Origin of the sequence: Streptomyces sp. NPDC051105, from assembly GCF_040682795.1 — a bacterium.
Classification (GTDB): domain Bacteria; phylum Actinomycetota; class Actinomycetes; order Streptomycetales; family Streptomycetaceae; genus Streptomyces.
This window is the reverse complement of record NZ_JBFBBR010000002.1, coordinates 337,013-354,418: the sequence shown is the minus strand read 5'-3', so window position 1 is coordinate 354,418 and position 17,406 is coordinate 337,013. Positions and strand designations below refer to the sequence as shown.

Annotated in this window: 14 protein-coding genes and 1 pseudogene; 5 read left to right on the top strand and 10 right to left on the bottom strand. The window is 72.4% G+C overall.

What is annotated here, in order from left to right:
* Positions 1-11: 11 nt before the first annotated feature.
* Positions 12-392, top strand: a complete 381-nt coding sequence (trxA, locus tag AB0N16_RS05490; RefSeq protein WP_365793322.1) for a thioredoxin — start codon at positions 12-14, stop codon at positions 390-392.
* A gap of 94 nt (positions 393-486) precedes the next feature.
* Here the strand turns inward: trxA and AB0N16_RS05485 are convergent, their stop codons facing one another.
* The 3 genes from AB0N16_RS05485 to AB0N16_RS05475 all read right to left on the bottom strand — a co-directional run bounded on the left by AB0N16_RS05485 (position 487) and on the right by AB0N16_RS05475 (position 4,264).
* The gene (locus tag AB0N16_RS05485; protein ID WP_365793320.1) at positions 487-1,395 is read right to left on the bottom strand and encodes an aldo/keto reductase; all 909 of its coding nucleotides are present in this window, start codon (positions 1,393-1,395) and stop codon (positions 487-489) included.
* Between the two features lie 264 nt (positions 1,396-1,659).
* Positions 1,660-3,096 carry a benzaldehyde dehydrogenase gene (locus tag AB0N16_RS05480; RefSeq protein ID WP_365793318.1) on the bottom strand — a complete coding sequence of 479 codons (1,437 nt, stop codon included), beginning with the start codon at positions 3,094-3,096 and terminating at the stop codon, positions 1,660-1,662.
* Positions 3,097-3,217: 121 nt separating this feature from the next.
* Complete coding sequence (locus AB0N16_RS05475) at positions 3,218-4,264, bottom strand: LacI family DNA-binding transcriptional regulator (protein WP_365793316.1); 1,047 nt, start codon at positions 4,262-4,264, stop codon at positions 3,218-3,220.
* Between the two features lie 367 nt (positions 4,265-4,631).
* On the opposite strand from AB0N16_RS05475, the gene AB0N16_RS05470 reads away from it, so the two are divergent.
* Positions 4,632-5,294: a TetR/AcrR family transcriptional regulator gene (locus tag AB0N16_RS05470; protein ID WP_351704198.1), complete on the top strand. Its 663-nt coding sequence runs from the start codon at positions 4,632-4,634 to the stop codon at positions 5,292-5,294.
* Between the two features lie 43 nt (positions 5,295-5,337).
* Positions 5,338-6,504, top strand: coding sequence for an NAD(P)/FAD-dependent oxidoreductase (locus AB0N16_RS05465; protein WP_365793314.1), 1,167 nt, complete (start codon positions 5,338-5,340; stop codon positions 6,502-6,504).
* Here AB0N16_RS05465 and AB0N16_RS05460 read toward each other — a convergent pair.
* Complete coding sequence (locus AB0N16_RS05460) at positions 6,479-7,159, bottom strand: TetR family transcriptional regulator (RefSeq protein ID WP_365793312.1); 681 nt, start codon at positions 7,157-7,159, stop codon at positions 6,479-6,481. The two genes, AB0N16_RS05465 and AB0N16_RS05460, sit on opposite strands and share 26 nt — an antisense overlap.
* Before the next feature lie 102 nt (positions 7,160-7,261).
* Between AB0N16_RS05460 and AB0N16_RS05455 the strand changes: the two genes are divergently transcribed.
* Positions 7,262-7,819, top strand: a complete 558-nt coding sequence (locus AB0N16_RS05455; RefSeq protein ID WP_365793310.1) for an NAD(P)H-dependent oxidoreductase — start codon at positions 7,262-7,264, stop codon at positions 7,817-7,819.
* Between the two features lie 181 nt (positions 7,820-8,000).
* On the opposite strand, the gene AB0N16_RS05450 is transcribed toward AB0N16_RS05455, so the two are convergent.
* Both AB0N16_RS05450 and AB0N16_RS05445 read right to left on the bottom strand, forming a co-directional pair.
* Positions 8,001-8,882, bottom strand: coding sequence for an LLM class F420-dependent oxidoreductase (locus tag AB0N16_RS05450; RefSeq protein ID WP_365793308.1), 882 nt, complete (start codon positions 8,880-8,882; stop codon positions 8,001-8,003).
* 75 nt (positions 8,883-8,957) lie between these two features.
* Entirely contained in the window at positions 8,958-9,167 is a 210-nt protein-coding gene (locus AB0N16_RS05445) for a hypothetical protein (protein ID WP_365793306.1), read from the bottom strand.
* 152 nt (positions 9,168-9,319) lie between these two features.
* Between AB0N16_RS05445 and AB0N16_RS05440 the strand changes: the two are divergent.
* Positions 9,320-10,295: pseudogene (locus tag AB0N16_RS05440) on the top strand (alpha/beta hydrolase).
* 7 nt (positions 10,296-10,302) lie between these two features.
* Here AB0N16_RS05440 and AB0N16_RS05435 read toward each other — a convergent pair.
* The 4 genes from AB0N16_RS05435 to AB0N16_RS05420 all read right to left on the bottom strand — a co-directional run bounded on the left by AB0N16_RS05435 (position 10,303) and on the right by AB0N16_RS05420 (position 17,133).
* Entirely contained in the window at positions 10,303-12,345 is a 2,043-nt protein-coding gene (locus AB0N16_RS05435) for a TerD family protein (protein WP_365793304.1), read from the bottom strand.
* Between the two features lie 124 nt (positions 12,346-12,469).
* Entirely contained in the window at positions 12,470-14,404 is a 1,935-nt protein-coding gene (locus AB0N16_RS05430) for a right-handed parallel beta-helix repeat-containing protein (RefSeq protein ID WP_365793302.1), read from the bottom strand.
* Positions 14,405-14,588: 184 nt separating this feature from the next.
* Positions 14,589-15,047 carry a (2Fe-2S)-binding protein gene (locus AB0N16_RS05425; protein ID WP_351704218.1) on the bottom strand — a complete coding sequence of 153 codons (459 nt, stop codon included), beginning with the start codon at positions 15,045-15,047 and terminating at the stop codon, positions 14,589-14,591.
* Between the two features lie 31 nt (positions 15,048-15,078).
* Positions 15,079-17,133 carry a molybdopterin cofactor-binding domain-containing protein gene (locus AB0N16_RS05420; protein WP_365794042.1) on the bottom strand — a complete coding sequence of 685 codons (2,055 nt, stop codon included), beginning with the start codon at positions 17,131-17,133 and terminating at the stop codon, positions 15,079-15,081.
* Positions 17,134-17,406 lie beyond the last annotated feature (273 nt).

Below are 17,406 nucleotides of genomic sequence, written 5' to 3'. Positions count from 1 at the left end.
GGGAAACACGCATGAGCAGCACCGTGGAACTCACCAAGGAGAACTTCGACCAGATGGTCACCGAGAACGAGTTCGTTCTCATCGACTTCTGGGCGGCCTGGTGCGGCCCGTGCCGTATGTTCGCCCCGGTGTACGAGAAGGCCGCGCAGGAGAACCCGGACCTGGTCTTCGCCAAGGTCGACACGGAGGCGCAGCCGGAGCTGGCCGCGGCCTTCGACATCCAGTCGATCCCCACGCTGATGATCGTCCGCGACCAGGTCGCCGTCTTCGCCCAGCCGGGTGCCCTCCCGGAGGCCGCCCTGACGGACGTCATCGGCCAGGCCCGCAAGCTGGACATGGACGAGGTACGCAAGAGCATCGCCGCGCAGCAGGGCAGCGCGCAGGGCGAGTGACGGGCTGCCGTCCGGGTGACAAGCTACCGCCTGAGCAACACCGCATAGCCGCAGTTAGACCCCCTAACTGCGGCTATATCTTTAAGTGGATCCCCTATGCGACGGCAGGCCGTGACGAGGTGAGGCGTGCCATCTCCTCCTCCGAGAGGCGCAACGCGCCGGCCGCCATGTTCTGCGCGAGATGGTCCGGATCCCCGGTCCCCGGGATCGCCAGCACATGCGGCCCCTGCTGCAAGGTCCACGCCAGCCGGACCTGCGCTACGGACACACCGTGCGCGCGGGCGACGGCGCAAACCGCCTCGTCGTCCTCGGCGACCGGGCCCGCCTCGCGCCCGGCACCGGCGACCACGAAGAACGGGACGAAGGCGATGCCGAGTTCACCGCAGAGCCGCAGGAGCGCCCGCTCCTCGCTCGCCGCACCGATCCCGTACGGGTTCTGCACGCAGACGACGGGGGCGATGGCCTGGGCCTCGGTCAGCTGCTCGGACGTGACGTTGGAGACGCCCAGGTGGCGGATCAGCCCGGCATCGCGCAGCTCGGCCAGCACGCCGAAGTGCTCGCCGATCGAGCCGGTCCGCCCGCTGGGTGGCACGCGCAGGTTCACCACGTCCAGGTGATCGCGGCCGAGTTGGCGCAGGTTCTCCTCGACCTGGCCGCGCAGTTGGGCCGGTGAAGCCCACCACCACGCACCCGAGGGATCGCGGCCCGGCCACACCTTGGTGGTGATGACCAGTTCCTCCGGGTACGGCGCCAGCGCCCGGTTGATCAGCTCGTTGGCGGAACGCGTCGCCGAGAAGTAGAACGCGGCGGTGTCGATGTGGTTCACGCCGAGTTCGACCGCCCGCCGGAGCACGCCGATCGACCGGTCGCGGTCCCGCGGTACGCCACGGTCGAAGGGCGCGGTACCCGTCAGGCGCATCGCCCCGAACCCGACGCGGTTGACGGTCAGGTCACCGAGTTGCCAAGTACCCGCGGGTGCCGCGGTGTTCGTGCGTGGGCTCATGACAGGGATCTCCTCTTGCGGATGGGGAACGGGGGCCCGATGGGCGGGCGCGGCGCGTTCGGGCCGCCCGGTGGGGCGAGCACCGCGCAGCGGGTCGGCCGGCGCCGGGGCGGACGGCATGAAAAAAGCCTCCCTGGGGGATCGGAATCCGCACCAGGAAGGCCTACGTGATGATCAGCATTCTAGCAGCAGGGCCCGCGGCCGATCAGGCGGTCGCGGGCGGCGGGAAGCAGCAGCCTCGGCGTCTCCTCGGTCGAGCGCGGCTCAGAAGGGGTACGGCGCCACGTCCCCGCGCACGGTCGTCCAGCGCACGTCCGTGAACGCCTCCAGGTTGGACTCGCCGCCGAACCGTGCCCCGGTGCCGGAGGCGGCGACTCCGCCGAAGGGGGCCACGGCCTCGTCGTTCACCGTCTGGTCGTTGATGTGGACGATGCCGGTCGGGATGCGGTCGGCGAGGTCCAGGCCGCGTGCCGGGTCCCGGGTGACGATACCGACGGAGAGGCCGTAGGGGCTGTCGGCCGCGAGGGCGGCGGCCTCGTCGACGTCGGCGAAGGCGCGGACGGGCGCGACCGGCCCGAAGACCTCCTCGGCGTACACGGGGGTGCGGTCGTCGACGCCGGTGATGACCGTCGGCCGGTAGAAGAGGTTCTCGTGGGTGCCGCCGGCGGCGAGTCTCGCGCCCCGCGCGGTACTCGCCTCCACCAGGCCGTGGATCTTGGCGAGTTGACCGTCGTCGATGATCGGGCCGAGGTGGACCTGCTCGCGGTAGGGGTCACCGACGGCGAGGGAGTCGGCCTTGGCGGCGAGGCGTTCGACGTACTCCTCGACCAGGGAGCTGTGGACCAGGTGCCGTCCGGTGGTCATGCAGATCTGGCCCTGGTGGAAGAAGGATCCCCAGGCGGCGGTGGAGATCACCGCGTCGAGGTCGGCGTCCTCCAGGACGATCAGGGCGGAGTTGCCGCCGAGTTCGAGGTGGGCGCGCTTCAGATGGCGGCCGGCGGCCTCGCCGACCGCGCGGCCGACGGCCGTCGATCCGGTGAAGGAGATGACCGGCACCCGCGAGTCCTCGACCAGCGCCGCTCCGACGCCGGCCGCGCCGGGCAGTACCTGCAACAGCCCCTCGGGCAGCCCGGCCTCGGCGAACACCGCGGCGAGGGAGAGCCCGCCGCAGACGGCGGTGCGCGGATCCGCTTTCAGGACCACCCCGTTGCCCAGCGCGAGGGCGGGCGCCACCGACCGGATGGACAGGATCAGCGGCGCGTTGAACGGCGCGATCACCCCGACCGCACCGACCGGGACCCGGCGGGTGTACGACAGCCGGGGCGCCTCGCTGGGCAGCACCTGGCCCGCCGGGCGGGAGGCCAGGGCGGCGGCCTCATAGCACTCCTGGGCGGCGACGTGCAGCTCGAAGTCCGCCTTGCCGGGTATGGAGCCGGACTCGCGGACGATCCACTCGCGCAGTTCGTCGGCGTGCTCGGTGAACAGGTCGCCTGCGCGGCGCAGGACCTGGGCCCGCGCGAAGTGTGGTGCGCGGGCCCAGTCGCGTTGCGCGGCGCGGGCCGCCGTGGCGGCCGGGGAGACGTCCGCGGGGGCGGCCAGGGTGACCGTGCCGAGCGTGTCGCCGGTGGCGGGCTCGGTGACGGTGTACTGCGGGCCGGACAGGGCGCTCGCCTGCCAGGTCTTCGGGTCGAGCAGCGGCATGACGGCTCTCCGATCGATCACCGGGGTTGCGCGGCCCACGGCGCCCGTGAGCCGTTTTGTTGAGCGCGCAACATCCTAGTCAGGGGGCCCGGAAAAGCACCGCCCCGACCAGGGTGGCCCATCAGCTGGACTCGCGCCGTACCACCGAGGCGCCGAGCACCTTGTGCGTCTCCGGTGCGCCGCCCGGGTCGCGCACCACGCGGTCGACCAGTTCGGCGAGGTCACGACCGGAGGGTAGTTCGATACGGATCGTGGAGAGCCTGGGCCGCAGCAGCCGGCCGAGCAGCAGGTCGTCGGCACCGACCACGGCGGTGTCCTCGGGAACGCGTACGCCCTCGTCCTGGAGGGCGCGCATTAAGAGCATCGCGTACTCGTCGTTGTACGTGAACACCGAGTCGATCTCCAACTCCCGCCAGCGCGCCGCGAGTCGGGCGGCCGACTCCTCCGTGTAGCCGAGGGACAGCTCGGTCACCGTGGCGTCGGTGCCGTACAGGGCCCGGCGGACGCCTTCGAGGCGGGGCCGGGAGTAGGTCTCCAGGCCGCTCTCCTCGGGGACGACCACGCCGATACGGCGCCGGCCGCGGGCGTACAGATGCGCACCGGCGCAGCTGCCGACGGCGTCGTGGTCCATCAGCAGGGCGTGCGCGCCGTCGACCCGCTCGGGGCCGAGGGTGACCACGGCGCGGGCGCCGGCCCGTTTGAGGACGGCGACGCCCTCGGTACCGAGTCCGGCACCCGGGACCAGTACGGCCACCGGCCTCAACTCGGCCCAGGCGCGCGCGGCTTCGTCACCGCGCAGGCCCGCGGTGCCGTACTGGACGACCGTGTAGTCGAGGCGGCTGAGGGCCCACTGGAGGTCGGTGATGAACTGGCCGTACAGCGGACCCATCGGGATGGCCGGGGCGGGCATCAGGACCATCCGGCTGTGGCCCGCGCGCAGGCTGCGGGCGGCCGCGTGGGGCACGTACCCGAGTTCCTTCGCGGCCTCGTGGACCCGGCGGCGGGTGGGCTCGCTGATCCGTACGGCACTGGTGTTGTTGAGGACGTAGGAGACGGTCGCGCGGGAGACGCCGGCCAGACGGGCCACATCGGCGCTCGTGGGGACCGAGCGCGGAGTCGGCAACGCTGCCGAGGGCGTTTTCGGTATCTGCACCATGACGTACGGCATCTTGGCAGAAGGCCGGGGAGGGGGGCCCGGCGGGGCAAGGTGGTTCACCGTTGGACGAATTGGGGCCGCCGCACCACGCCCACGGCACTCGCCGCGCCACGCCAACCGCACTCGCCGCACCACGCCAACCACATTCGCCGCACCACGCCCATGGCACTCGCCGCGCCACGCCACCCGCACTCCCCGCACCACGCCCACGGCACTCGCCGCACCACGCCACCCGCACTGCCCGCACCACGCCAACCACATTGGCCGCACCACGCCCATGGCACTCGCGGCGCCACTTCCCGCGCTGCGCGCCTCACCATCGGGCGAACATGTTCGTCACGTACTTGTTCGCGACGAACATGTTCGTTACAGTCGGCACATGCCAGCAACCCCCCGCTCCCGCCGGGAGCGTCCCGCCAAGCCCGCCCTGACCAGGGAGGGCATCGTCAGCGCCGCCGTGGACATCTTGCGCACCGAGGGGCTGCAGAAGGTCACCATGCGGCGCCTGGCCCAGGAGCTCGACACCGGCCCGGCCTCGCTGTACGTCTACGTCCGCAACACCGCCGAGCTGCACGCGGCGGTCCTGGACGAGCTACTCGGCACCGTGGGCCCGGCCCCGGCCGAGGGCGACTGGCGGGAGCGCCTGGAGCGGGTGCTCGTCGCCTACACCGAGATGCTTCTGGAGCATCCGAGCCTGGCCCGCTCCGCGCTGACCGCGCGGCCGCATGGCCCGCACTACCTGAACCTGATCGAGACCCTGCTGGGCCTGCTCGCCGAGGGCGGGGTACCGCGCGAGCGGGCCGCCTGGGGCGTCGACCTACTGCTCCAGCACGCCACCTCGACCGCCGCCGAGCACGCGGGCGTGGAGTCCCAAGAGGAGTGGGACGCCCTCGCACGGACCCTGCGCGAGGCCTCGGACCACACCCACCCGCACATCGCCGCCGCCTCCGGCGAGCTCTTGTCGGGCGCCCCGGAGGCCCGCGTCTCCTGGGCGTTCCAGGCCCTCGTCAACGGCATCCAGCACACCGCCGTACCCGACTGACCTCCACCACCGCCGTACCGGCCGACTTCCCCAGGAGACCACCATGTCCACCCCCCACCACCCCATCGCGATCATCGGCGCCGGTCTGGGCGGGCTCACGCTCGCCCGGGTGCTCCAGCTGCACGGCGTCGAGGCGGCCGTGTTCGACCTCGACGCCTCCGCCACCGCCCGCACCCAGGGCGGCATGCTCGACATCCACGACGACTCCGGCCAGGTGGCGCTGCGCGCGGCCGGGCTGTACGACGGGTTCCTCGCCCACGTGCACACGGGCGGCCAGGCGACGCGGGTGCTGGACCGGGACGCGCGGGTCCGCCTCGAAACGCCCGACGACGCCGACGGCGGGCGGCCGGAGATCGACCGGGGCGATCTGCGCCGGCTCCTGCTCGGCTCGCTGGCCGAGGGCGTGATCCGCTGGGGCGCGAAGGTCATCGGCGCCCGTCCGCTCGGCGACGGCCGGCACGAGGTGACGCTCGATGACGGCGGCTCCTTCACGACCGATCTGCTGGTCGGCGCGGACGGCGCCTGGTCACGGGTGCGCCCGCTGCTCTCGGACGCGTCGCCCGCCTACACCGGGATCTCGTTCGTGGAGGCGGACCTGCCGGACGCGGACGTACGGCATCCGGTGAGCGCCGAGGTCGTCGGTGGCGGCTCGCTGTTCGCGCTCGGCGCGGGCCGGGGCTTCCTCGCCCACCGGGAGAGCGACGGCAGCCTGCACGTGTACACGGCGGTGGAGGCGCCCGAGGAGTGGCTGGACGGGATCGACTTCGCCGACGCCGACGCCGCCAAACAGACCGTCCTCCAGCACTTCGACGGGTGGGACAAGAGCCTGCGGGCGCTGGTCGCGGACGCCGAGGGCGCCCTGGTGCCCCGGCGGATCCACGCCCTGCCGGTCGGGCACCGCTGGGACCGGGTACCCGGTGTCACCCTGCTCGGTGACGCGGCCCATCTGATGTCGCCGTTCGCCGGCGAGGGCGCCAACCTGGCGTTGATCGACGGCGCCGACCTGGGTCTCGCGCTGGTCGCGCACCCCGGCGACACCGAGGCCGCCCTGGCCGCCTACGAGGAGCGGATGTTCGCGCGCGCCGAGCGGTCCGCGGCGGAGTCCGCGGAGAACGGTGCCCTGTTGTTCCGCGCCGACGCGCCGCAGGGCCTGGTCGACATGTTCAACGCCCACGGGGCGGACGTCAGCGGGGCGGCTCCGTCCGCGTGACCCGGGCCACCAGGTCGACCCAGCCCGCCTCCAGGCGCTCCATCGGCATCCCGCACTGCCTGGTCAGATGGTGGACCAGGGCCGGGTCCAGGTACGCCAGCAGCGTCTGGGCGAGCAGTTCGCAGTCGGCCTCCGGCTCGATCCGCCGCAGCAGCATCGTGACATGCGTGCGCAGCGCCTGCATCGGTGGATTGGCGTATCGCCGGGTGGGCTCGGGCTGGGCGGCCAGCTGGAGGTCGAGCTGCTCGGACGCGCGGTACAGCACCGCGACGCCGAACGCGCGCAGCCGCTCGACCGGCGGGGCGCCGGGGCCCAGCGGCGGCGGCCCGCTCAGGAAGTCGGCCTGGAGCCGGCGCGAGGAGTGGTCGAGCAGCGCCATCAGCAGTCCGGTGCGGTCGCCGAAGCGGCGGAAGACCGTGCCCTTGCCCACCTCGGCCGCCGCGGCCACCGCCTCCATGGTGACGCCGGCCACGCCGTGTTCGGCGATCAGCAGGGCGGCGGCCTCCAGCAGCCGGGCACGGTTGCGTGCCGCGTCGGCGCGCAGGCACGGTTCTTCGGGGGCGGGCCCCACGTCGAGCAACTGGGGTGTGTCGAAGGGCTCCTGGGGCTGCGGGAAGGGCGGCAGGACGCTGGACATGAAGACAGCGTAAAGCATCGGGAACAGAACTGGACCGCGGTCCGTTTGAGGTGTTAGAAATTAACCGGACCCCGGTCCGGATTCGTAACAGCAGTGTTTCAGCCCCCTTGGAGTTCCCCCATGTCTGTCCGCATCCTTGCGCTCGTCGGCAGCCTTCGCGCCGGTTCGCACAACCGCCAGCTCGCCGAGGCGGCCGTCAAGCTCGCCCCCGAGGGTGCCGAGGTCGAGGTCTTCGAGGGCCTGGCCGACATCCCCTTCTACAACGAGGACATCGACGTCGAGGGCAGCGTCCCGGCCGCCGCCGCGAAGCTGCGCGAGGCCGCCCAGGCCGCCGACGCGTTCCTGTTCTTCTCCCCCGAGTACAACGGCACGATCCCGGCCGTCCTGAAGAACGCCATCGACTGGCTGTCCCGCCCCTACGGCGCCAGCGGCTTCGGCGGCAAGCCGGTCGCCGTCATCGGCACCGCCTTCGGCCAGTACGGCGGCGTGTGGGCGCAGGACGAGGCCCGCAAGGCCGTGGGGATCGCCGGCGGCAAGGTGATCGAGGACATCAAGCTGTCGATCCCCGGCTCGGTGACCCGCTTCGCCGAGACCCACCCGGCCGACGACAGCGAGGTCGCCGCCCAGCTGACCGAGGTCGTCGCGCGTCTGCACGGCAACGTGGGCGTCGCCGCCTGAGGCACCGCCTGACGAAGGGGCCGGGGCTCGATGAGCCCCGGCCCCTTCATGTCTCGGCCGATCACGTCTTCATGTCTGGACCGATCACGTCTGGACCGATCACGTCTCGACCGAGCGGGTCCCAGTCGATCACATCTCGGCCGATCGGGTCTCGGTCGATCGGGTCTCGGTCGATCGGGTCTCAGTCGATGGCGGCGAGCCGTTCCACGGCGGGGGCCACGAAGCTCTCCATCCACCCCGAGGTCTCCCCCAGGCGCGGGCCCACGATGACGGTGTCGACGCCGAGCTTGGCGTACCCCTCGATGTCCCGGGTGAAGGCGTCCAGGTCTCCGTCGGTGGCCGCGTCCCCGGTGTACGCGATGGTCTTGCGGATGGTGTCGTAGTCGCGCCCGACGGTGTCGCAGTGCCCGCGCAGCACCTCCAGCTTGTGCCGCAGCTCCTCCGCCGAGGAGGGGATCAGATTGCAGGTGTCCGCGTACTGGGCGACCAGCCGCAGGGTCTTCTTCTCTCCCCCGCCGCCGATCATGATCTCCGGATGCGGCGAGCTGACCGGCGCCGGATTGCAGAGCGTCTCCGCGAGCCGGTAGTGCTTGCCCTCGAAGGGGCCGTTGTTCTCCGGGTCCCACATCTGCAGGCAGATCCGCAGGGTCTCCTCCAGCCGCTCGAAGCGCTCCGCGAGCGGCGGGTACGGCACGCCGAGACCGTGGTGCTCACGGTCGTACCAGGCGGCCCCGATCCCCAGTGTGGCCCGGCCGCCCGAGACCACGTCGAGGGTGGTGGCGATCTTGACGAGAAGTCCGGGGTGCCGGTAGGTCACCCCGGTCACCAGGGCGCCGAGCTGGACGGTGGTGGTGCGGCCGGCGAGGTAGCCGAGGGTGGTGTAGGCCTCCAGCATGGGGTCCTCGGCGCCGCCGTTGAACTCCATCTGGAAGTAGTGGTCCATCACCGAGACCCAGCTGACGCCCGCCGCCTCGGCCGCGGCACCGGCGGCGGCGAGTTCGGCACCCAGTGCGGGGCCGCCGCCAGGATGGTTGAACCGGTTGATGTGCACGCCCACGCGCATGGCCGTTCTCCGTTCCACCCGGATCGTGTTCTGTCCGTCCGACGCTAGAACCTCGAGCGCTCTCGAAGTCAAGGTTCAGATGTCGCCGGACGGCCGTGTTCTCGGCGTGTGCGGGCCGGCGACGATGGTGACCGCACGGACGAGCACGAGGAAGCCGAGGATGACCGACAGCCCGTAGGACAGGTGCACCAGCCGCTTGAGCGGGCCGCCGATGAGAAAGTCCACGGCGACCAGCAGGCACAGGCAGACGACGGTCGGCGGCCAGGCGACGACACAGGCGGGCACATGGGCATGAAAGGGTGGAAAAGTCGGATCGACATGGTGGACCACCCGCCGGATGGCGGGGAGCTTCCGCTGTCCGGCGGGCCCGGCGGCCGGCGGGGCACGCGAGCATGGTCGTACGAGCCGCAGGTTCACCACCGTCGCGAGGAGCCGCCATGGCCTCCGTACCGCCCCCGTTCGACCCCGAACTCGCCGCCGCCTTGGAGCTGATCGGGGAGACGATCTCCCCGGGGTTCACGCTGGACGAGATACCCGCGGTCCGGCAGAACGCGGGGGTACAGCTGCTCGCCGGGATCGACCTCACCCTGGACGGGGCGTTCGAGGTGGCGGACCGGACGGTGCCCGGCCCGGCGGGCGTCCCCGAGATCTCCCTGCTGATCTGCCGGCCCACCGCCCCCCGCCGGCCCCACCCCGCTGCCGGTGATCTACCACGTACACGGTGGCGGCATGGTGATCGGCGACAACCGGGTGGGGGTGGACCTCCCGCTGGCCTGGGCGCGGGAACTGGGCGCGGTGGTGGTGTCGGTGGAGTACCGGCTGGCGCCCGAGCATCCGCATCCGGCGCCGATCGAGGACGTGTACGCCGGGCTGCTGTGGACGGCGGAGCACGCGAAGGAGATCGGCGGCGACCCCGAGCGGATCGTGATCGCCGGGGCGAGTGCGGGCGGCGGCCTCACCGCGGCCCTGGCCCTCCTCCTGAGGGACCGTCAGGGGCCCTCGGTCATCGGCCAGATGCTGATGTGCCCGATGCTCGACGACCGCAACGACACCCCGTCCAGCCACCAGATGAAGGGACTCGGCGTCTGGGACCGCACGGCCAACGAGACCGGCTGGACCGCCCTCCTCGGCGAGGCCCGCGGCGGCCCCGACGTCTCCCCCTACGCGGCCCCGGCCCGCGCCACCGACCTCACGAACCTCCCTCCGGCCTTCCTCGACGTCGGCTCCGCCGAGACCTTCCGCGACGAGACGGTCAACTACGCCTCCCGCATCTGGCAGTCGGGCGGCATCGCGGAACTCCACGTCTGGCCCGGCGGCTTCCACGGCTTCGACGGCTTTGCCCCCCAGGCCGCCCTGTCCCAGTCGGCGAGGGCGGCCCACCTGGAGTGGCTTCGACGACTCCTGGCACGCTGAGCGAAGATCAGCCGACGGGCGCCGGCTGACGCGCCGGCGCCCGACGGGCCGGCGCCCGGTCGAGCTGGACCGCCACGGTGCCGTAGAAGCGCTGCACGGCGTCGTCGACACTGCGGATGAACCCGGTCTCGGCGTTGCCCCGCCCGCTGCCCATGCCCTTGAGGAGGGAGAGCCGGAAGCCGGTGATCCGGGCCCCGTCCGCCTTCGGCAGCAGGTCGGCCGGCTCGGGCCGCAGCCGTTCCAGCGTGCCGCGCGGGCCGGCCGTGTCGCCCTCCAACAGGGTCTCGACGTGCAGATCGGCCGGCGCCTCCGCCAGCGACCGCACCAGCCGCTTGGCCCAGCTCAGGGGGTAGCCCTGCTCGGGGGCCGGGATGTCCATGGACGTACGAAGTCTTCCGGTGCGCAGATCGGCGACGACCGCGAGCACTCCGGGCGTTCCCTCGATGCGCAGCTCGGCCTGGAGCCGGCCCTGGAGGCACAGCTGGTCGGCGAGGAGGCTCCGGCGCTCCCGGGGATCCCGGCCGCCCTTGGAGCCCCGGACCGGGAGCACCTTCTGGCCCAGTTCGCCGCCCAGGCCCAGACAGACCTGCCGGATGAGCCGCTCCCAGCTCTCGACCACGTCGAGGGCGCGCGGGTCGCCCTGGCACAGGGTCTCGTCGTCGATGCCGTTGCGTACCGGAACCCAGGCGGGGCCCATGTTCTGGAACCCGTGGCAGCCGGAGTTCTCGTGCTGGAGGTACTGCAGCAGCTCCTGGAGAAGCCAGGCGTGCGCCTTGTTGCCGACGCCCTCGTGCCGGATCAGCATCTGGGCCTGCTGGGCGACCTCGGCCCAGGACAGGTGCCGCAGCGCCACCTTGTGCTTGCGCCGTCCGTCGATCTTGACGTCGACGAGCGGGCTGCCTTCGAGAGCGACGTCGTTCGACAACGTGATCACGGCCTCGTAGCCGCGGCGGGCCGCGATGTCCATGTACGCCTGCACCTGGTCGGACTTCAGGGCGTTGCCGTTGGTCTTCGTCTCGACCAGCGCCGTCCACAGCTTGCCCGCCCGCTCGACTCGGATGACCCCGTCGGGACGCCGCGGGGTGTCGCCGTGCGGCAGGGACACCTCGGTGAACGTCTCCATGCGTCCGGCCGGCGCGCCGAAGCCGGCCGTGAGCCGCCTGCCGAACTCGGGGACCTGTGCCATCACCGAGAGGAGGACCGAGGTGGCGCGCGTCTCGCGGTCCCGGTCGCTCTTCAGGGCCGAGACGGGGAAGAGCCGGGCTTCCCGCCAGGACTCGTTCTCCGCCAGGGACTTCCTGGCCGCCTTGGGCAGGGTGACCTTCTTCTTGGCCGTACGGGGCCGGGCGGCCGACGTCTTCGCCGCGGCGTCGTCCGCGGGCGGGCGCGGCGCCGGAACACCGTCCAGGTTCGGCGCGGCCGCCTGCGCGTCGCCCGGCTCGGGGTCGCCCGGGGCGGCCGGTTCCTCGCCCGCCGGACCGTCGAGCGCTTCCTGCGGCTCGGCATCGTCGTCGATGTCGACACCGAAGTCGGTGGCCAGACCGGCCAGGCCGTCGGCGTACCCCTGGCCGACGGCCCGGAACTTCCACTCCCCCGCTCTCCGGTACAGCTCCCCGAAGATGACCGCGCTCACCGCATCGGCGTCCTCGATCGTGAACCGGAGCAGAGGGTCGCCCGCCGCGTCGGCCAGCGTGACCGTGAGGTTCTCCAGTTCGCCGAAGTGCGCGTCCCGGTACCGGCTCGCCGCCACGACCATCCGGTCCACGTCCGGCGGCACGGCGGTCAGGTCGAAGCCGATCCGGTCCTCGTCCCCGGCCTCCGTCGGTGTCTTGCCGAGCAACTGCACACTGCCGTCGGCCGCCACCGGGTTGTTGTAGAAGTAGAAGTCGGAGTCACCGCGCACCTTGCCGCCGGAGCCGACCAGCAGAACGGACACATCCGCGTCGCCCTCGCCGCTCGGGCTCACCCACCCCAGGCTGACGACCACCGAGCCGACGTTCTCGCTCAGGGCCGACAACGTGACGTTGGACCCCTTCATCATCTCCTGCATGAATCCCCCCAGGATCCCCACCATCGAGCAGACCAACTGTAGTACCCACCGACCTCGGCGGTACCGTCCGCCCGGAATCGACCCGCCTTGCACGTTCTTGACCGGGCCGGGAAGAAATGCCTCGTCAGCGCAGCCCCAGTGTCCGGCGGTACGGCGGCCTTGGGCCCGCGTTGGCTGTGATGGTGGCGCAGGCGGGGAGGGATGCGCAGGGGTGGGTCGGGGTGAGGAGGGTGTTGTGGGTGAAGTGGAGGTGCTGGGGGTCGCCGCAGTCGGGGGCGGGGGGCCAGGCGCCGGGGTAGGGGCGGCGGGGGAGCCAGCTGGGGACCTTGTCGTCCCAGTAGTTGTTCACGTAGCGGATGTTGCGGACCGGGCGGTTGCCCCAGTTCTCGCTGCAGCCGCCGATCGAGGCCACGTAGTCATGGACGACGTTGTCGCGGACGGTGATGCGGTTGCTGGAGTCGTCGGTGTAGATGCCGACGTTCCAGACGCCGTGGGCGCTGTCCGTGACGGAGTTGCGGGCCACCAGGGCGCCGTCCGGGTAGGAGGGGCCCTGTTCGCCGCGCAGGTAGATGCCGCCGCCATCGGCCAGCAGGCGGTTCGTGGCGAAGACCCGGTTGCCGAGGACGCGGTTGCGGCGGGTCAGGCCGCGCAGGTCCTCGCTGGGGCCGGAGAGGATGCCGGTGTACGGGACGTGGTCAACCTGGTTGTGGGCGATGACGGTGTCCTGGGTGGCGCTGTTCCAGATGCCTGAGGCCGCGCGGTACTCGGCGCCTACATGGTGGATCCAGTTGTCCGTGACACGGTTGCCCGTGTTCGTGCCCCGGGTCGCCGGAGGCAGGACGCCCAGGGCGATGCCGCCGTCGGAGATGTCCGTGAAGACATTGCCGCTGACCGTGTTGTGCGAACTGCCGGCGGCGAAGTCGACGCCCTGGGCACCCAGATGGGTGAAGCGGTTGCCGGTGAGGGTGATGTGCTCGGCGTGCCGGAAGGTGACGTTGCCGGGCACCGTGAGGGCCGTGATGTCACCGCCCTTGCCGGGGCGCATGTACATGCTCCAGGCGGCGGCGAAACCGGCCGGCTCGTTCGGCGCCAGCCAGGTGGCGTGGGCGAAGGTCAGGCCGCGGAGGGTGAGGTCGCGCACGGGGTGGGCGGCGGAGCTGCCGGTCCCGCTGACCAGGGTCTGGAGGGTGGGGGCCGTGACCTCGGTTCGGGTCATGTCCTCGCCCGGGCGCGGGCGGTAGAGCAGGGTGTGGTGGGTGGGGCGGGAGCGGTCCAGGTACCAACTTCCGCTCCCGCCGAGGAAGTTCGGGGCGTTCTCCACGTCGTGGGTCTGTGTCAGGGCGTCCGCTCCGTACAGGGCGCGGGCCATCCTCCAGCACGGCTGGTCCATGGTGATCGTGGTCCTGCCGGTGGCGGTCGCGGAGATCGCGGCCACACCGCACCGGCCCTCCACGTAGTCGTAGCGGTAGACGACTTCGAGGTCGGCCGGGTGGCGCCAGGTGAGCGGGGTCCTGCTGGTGGTGGTGTAGCCGGTGGCTGTCAGTTTCAGCTTCCCGGGCAGGGATGCGCCCCGGGCCGCGCGCGGGGCGCGGCGGCCGTTGACATACAGCTGACGGGTCTCCAGGGGTCCGACGTCGGCCCGCCAGACGCCGGGTTGCCCGGGGGCCGGGCGCCAGCCGGTGACCGGGCGGCCGCCGCTGAGGGTGACCTGCTCCTGGTGCGCGGTGCCGTAGCCGTGTGCCTGGTAGACGACCCGGTGGCCGTACCGGCCCGAGTCGGCCGGGGTCAGGCGCAGGGGGGCGGTCAGGCGGTAGGTGCCGCCGCGCAGGTCGACCGTGATGTCCGCGGTCATGCGCGGGGCCAGGGCCCGTACCGCCCGCTGGGCGCGGGCCGGGCTGGCGAAGGGGTGGTCGAGGGTGCCGGGCCCCTGGTCGTCGCCCCAGGGAGCCACGTAGAGCCGGGTGGTGGGTGGATGGTGCGGGACCGGTGTGCCGGCCGTCGATGCCAGTACGGCCGCCACGGCCAGGACGGCGACCGCACTCCCCCGTGCTGTCCTCACGTGATGCCTCCCGCTCGTCGGATGGATCCATCGTGGAGCGGCGGCGGTCGCCGGGGCGTCGGCCGATCGTCTACGCGTAGGTCTCTTTGGTCGTCGCTCGGGCGACCGGAGGAGGAGTGGCGGTACGACGGCCGGTGCCGGCCGTCGTCTCCCGGCGTGGGCCTCGGCCTCGGTCGGCGCGCTCTCAGGCCCCGTTCGCCGACGCCTTCTTGATCGCCTCCCTGATTCTGGAGTAGGTGCCGCAGCGGCAGACGTTCTCGATGCGGTCGATGTCGGCGTCCGTCGGGTGCGGGGTGCGTTTCAGGAGGGCGGCGGCCGCCATGATCTGGCCGGGCTGGCAGAAGCCGCACTGGGCCACGTCGCAGTCCAGCCAGGCCTGTTGGACGGGGTGCAGGGTGTCACCGTCGGCGAGGCCCTCGATGGTGGTGACCTCGCGGTCCGCGCAGTCGGCGACCGGGACCGTGCACGGCTGGATCTCCGCGCCGTCGAGGTGGCTGGTGCAGGCGCGGCAGACGCCCACTCCGCAGCCGTACTTGGGCCCGGTGACGCCGAGCAGGTCGCGCAGCACCCAGAGCAGGGGCATGTCGGCGGGTGCCTCGACGGTGACGGGTTCGCCGTTGAGGACGAAGGAGTACGAACGCATCGGTGCCTTCTGGGAGTCGGGAGGCGGTGGGTCAGAAGTCGAGGGGGAAGCTGCGGGGTTTCGTGCCGGTGGCGCGGGCGTAGGCGTTGGCAACCGCGCCCGCCGCCGCGGGGACGCCGAGTTCGCCGGCGCCGCCCGGTTCCCCGCCCGAGGGCAGGATGTGCGCCTCGAACGCGAGGGGGGCGTGTCGCTGGCGGGCGTAGTGGAAGTCGGCGAAGCTGCCCTCGCGGACCGCGCCCCGGTCGATGTGCAGGCCCGCCCGCAGCACGGTGGAGATGCCGTCGACGGCGGTGCCCATGAGCTGTGCCTCCAGGCCGCGCGGGTTGACGGCCGTACCGACGTCGGCGGCCATCACCACCTTGGTGACCCGGGGGTTCTTCGGGTCGGTGGCGTCGATCTCCGCCAGGCAGGCGACTGCGGATCCGTACTCCTCGTGGACGGCGACGCCCTGGGCGGTGCCCGCGGGCATCGCGCGGCCCCAGTGGCCGGCGGCCGCCGCCTTGGCGAGGACGGCTTTCACCGTCTTGCTCCGCAGGGTGGTGCGGCGGAAGGCGACCGGGTCCCGGCCCAGCGCACGGGCGATCTCGTCGACGACGATCTCCTCGGCCGTGCGCATCGTCCCTGAGTCCACCGAGCGCCAGGCGCCCAGCGGCATCGGCAGCTCGATGCCGCCCGAATCGCCGCCCACGCGGCCGAAGTTGTACAGCCCGCTGTCGCTGGGCAGCGGTCGCACCCCGGCGGCCTGTGCGGTCAGGCCGGTCTCGTCGGAGGACTCCCCCACCGAGGCCATCAGATGCTGGAAGGCCACCACCCGGCCGCCGGCGACACTGGCCCGGATCCGGTGGTGGCTCGCGGGGCGCATCCTGCCGTGCCGGGTGTCGTCGTTGCGGCTCCACATCAGCTTCACGGGCCTGCGGGCCGCCTTGGAGATGAGCGCCGCCTCGATGGCCGCGTCGAAGTTGAGCCGCCGCCCGAACGAGCCGCCGCCGCGCACCACATGGACCCGTACGGCCGAGGCCGCCAGCCCCAGCAGGTCCGCGACGGTCTCGCGGGCGTCCGTCGGGGTCTGGGAGGAGAACCACAGCTCGGCCCGGTCGGCGCGGACGTCGGCGACCGCGGTGAGCACCTCCATCGGGGCGTGGCTGACGAAGGCGAACGCGAACTCGCCCTCGATCTGCGTCGATCCGCGCGGCGGAGTGCCGGGCCGGGGCACCGCGGCCCGCAGCCGGGCACGGATCTCCTTGTCCGACAGGGGCGCGAGCGGGCCGGGGGCCCAGGTGATCCGCAGCGCGTCCCGGCCCTGGAAGGCGTGGTGGAAGGTGTCCGCCACCACGGCGACACCGCCGGGGATCCGCACCACCGCGTGGACGCCGGGCAGGGCGCGGGCCGCCGTGTCGTCCAGGGTGAGCAGCTTGCCGCGCAGGGTCGGCGGCCGGGCCACCACGGTCGGTTTCGCCCCGGCGACCGCCAGGTCCCCCGCGTACTTCGCGGCACCGGTGACGATGTCCCGGGCGTCGATCCTGGTCGTCGGCTTCCCGATCACCCGGTGCCGGGAAGCCGGCTTGGGCTTGCTGGACACCTCCGGGACGCGGATCCGGGCGGCGCTCGCGGTGAGGGAGCCGAAGGTGGCCGTCCGGCCGTCCGGGGCGACGACCCGGGTGTTCCAGGTGCGCAGGGTGTGCGCGGGAAACCGCCAGCGGCGGGCGGCCGCGGTCACCAGCCGGGCGCGCGCGGTGGCCGCCAGCCGCCGGGCCGGCCCGTACAGCGAGCTGACCGAACTGGAGCCGCCGGTGTACTGGTTGCCCTTGGCGCGCGCGTCCGCGAGCGGGATCCGCACGTCGGCGAGGCGGGCGTCCAGCTCCTCGGCGATCATCATCGCGACGGCGGTGGTGATGCCCTGGCCGACCTCGACCCGGGGCAGCCGTACGACGACCTGGTTGGCGGCGGTGACCTCCAGGACGAGCATCTCCTCGTCGGTGCCGGTCACCACGACGTCGGAGGCCGGGGTTGCGCCGTCGGCCCGTGGGGTGTCGCAGCCGAGCGGGGCGGCGACCGTGAGGGTTCCCGCGGCCACGGTGTAGACCATGAATCTTCGGCGGGACGGTCCGGCGGCGGCCCGCGCGGGCTCGTTGCGGTCCAAGCGAGGGCTCCTGTCGGTCGGTGCCTGTGTCGACGCTGTGTCTCGACAGCTAGGAGGGACGTGCGTCCGTAACGGTTGCCTGCCGCGCCCGGCTCTCCTCGCCGTACCGCCGGATGGCGCATCATGGCGGTATGAAGGAGCTGGCGGGGCGGCTGGCCGCGGTGGACCTGGATGCCGGGGCCGCCGTCGCGGTGATCGCCTACTTCGACCGGCTGCGTC

Coding starts and splice junctions, on each gene's coding strand:
- trxA (WP_365793322.1), top strand. CDS start 12: ATGAGCAGCACCGTGGAACTCACCAAGGAGAACTTCGACCAGATGGTC.
- AB0N16_RS05485 (WP_365793320.1), bottom strand. CDS start 1,395: ATGAGCCCACGCACGAACACCGCGGCACCCGCGGGTACTTGGCAACTC.
- AB0N16_RS05480 (WP_365793318.1), bottom strand. CDS start 3,096: ATGCCGCTGCTCGACCCGAAGACCTGGCAGGCGAGCGCCCTGTCCGGC.
- AB0N16_RS05475 (WP_365793316.1), bottom strand. CDS start 4,264: ATGCCGTACGTCATGGTGCAGATACCGAAAACGCCCTCGGCAGCGTTG.
- AB0N16_RS05470 (WP_351704198.1), top strand. CDS start 4,632: ATGCCAGCAACCCCCCGCTCCCGCCGGGAGCGTCCCGCCAAGCCCGCC.
- AB0N16_RS05465 (WP_365793314.1), top strand. CDS start 5,338: ATGTCCACCCCCCACCACCCCATCGCGATCATCGGCGCCGGTCTGGGC.
- AB0N16_RS05460 (WP_365793312.1), bottom strand. CDS start 7,159: ATGCTTTACGCTGTCTTCATGTCCAGCGTCCTGCCGCCCTTCCCGCAG.
- AB0N16_RS05455 (WP_365793310.1), top strand. CDS start 7,262: ATGTCTGTCCGCATCCTTGCGCTCGTCGGCAGCCTTCGCGCCGGTTCG.
- AB0N16_RS05450 (WP_365793308.1), bottom strand. CDS start 8,882: ATGCGCGTGGGCGTGCACATCAACCGGTTCAACCATCCTGGCGGCGGC.
- AB0N16_RS05435 (WP_365793304.1), bottom strand. CDS start 12,345: ATGCAGGAGATGATGAAGGGGTCCAACGTCACGTTGTCGGCCCTGAGC.
- AB0N16_RS05425 (WP_351704218.1), bottom strand. CDS start 15,047: ATGCGTTCGTACTCCTTCGTCCTCAACGGCGAACCCGTCACCGTCGAG.
- AB0N16_RS05420 (WP_365794042.1), bottom strand. CDS start 17,133: ATGGTCTACACCGTGGCCGCGGGAACCCTCACGGTCGCCGCCCCGCTC.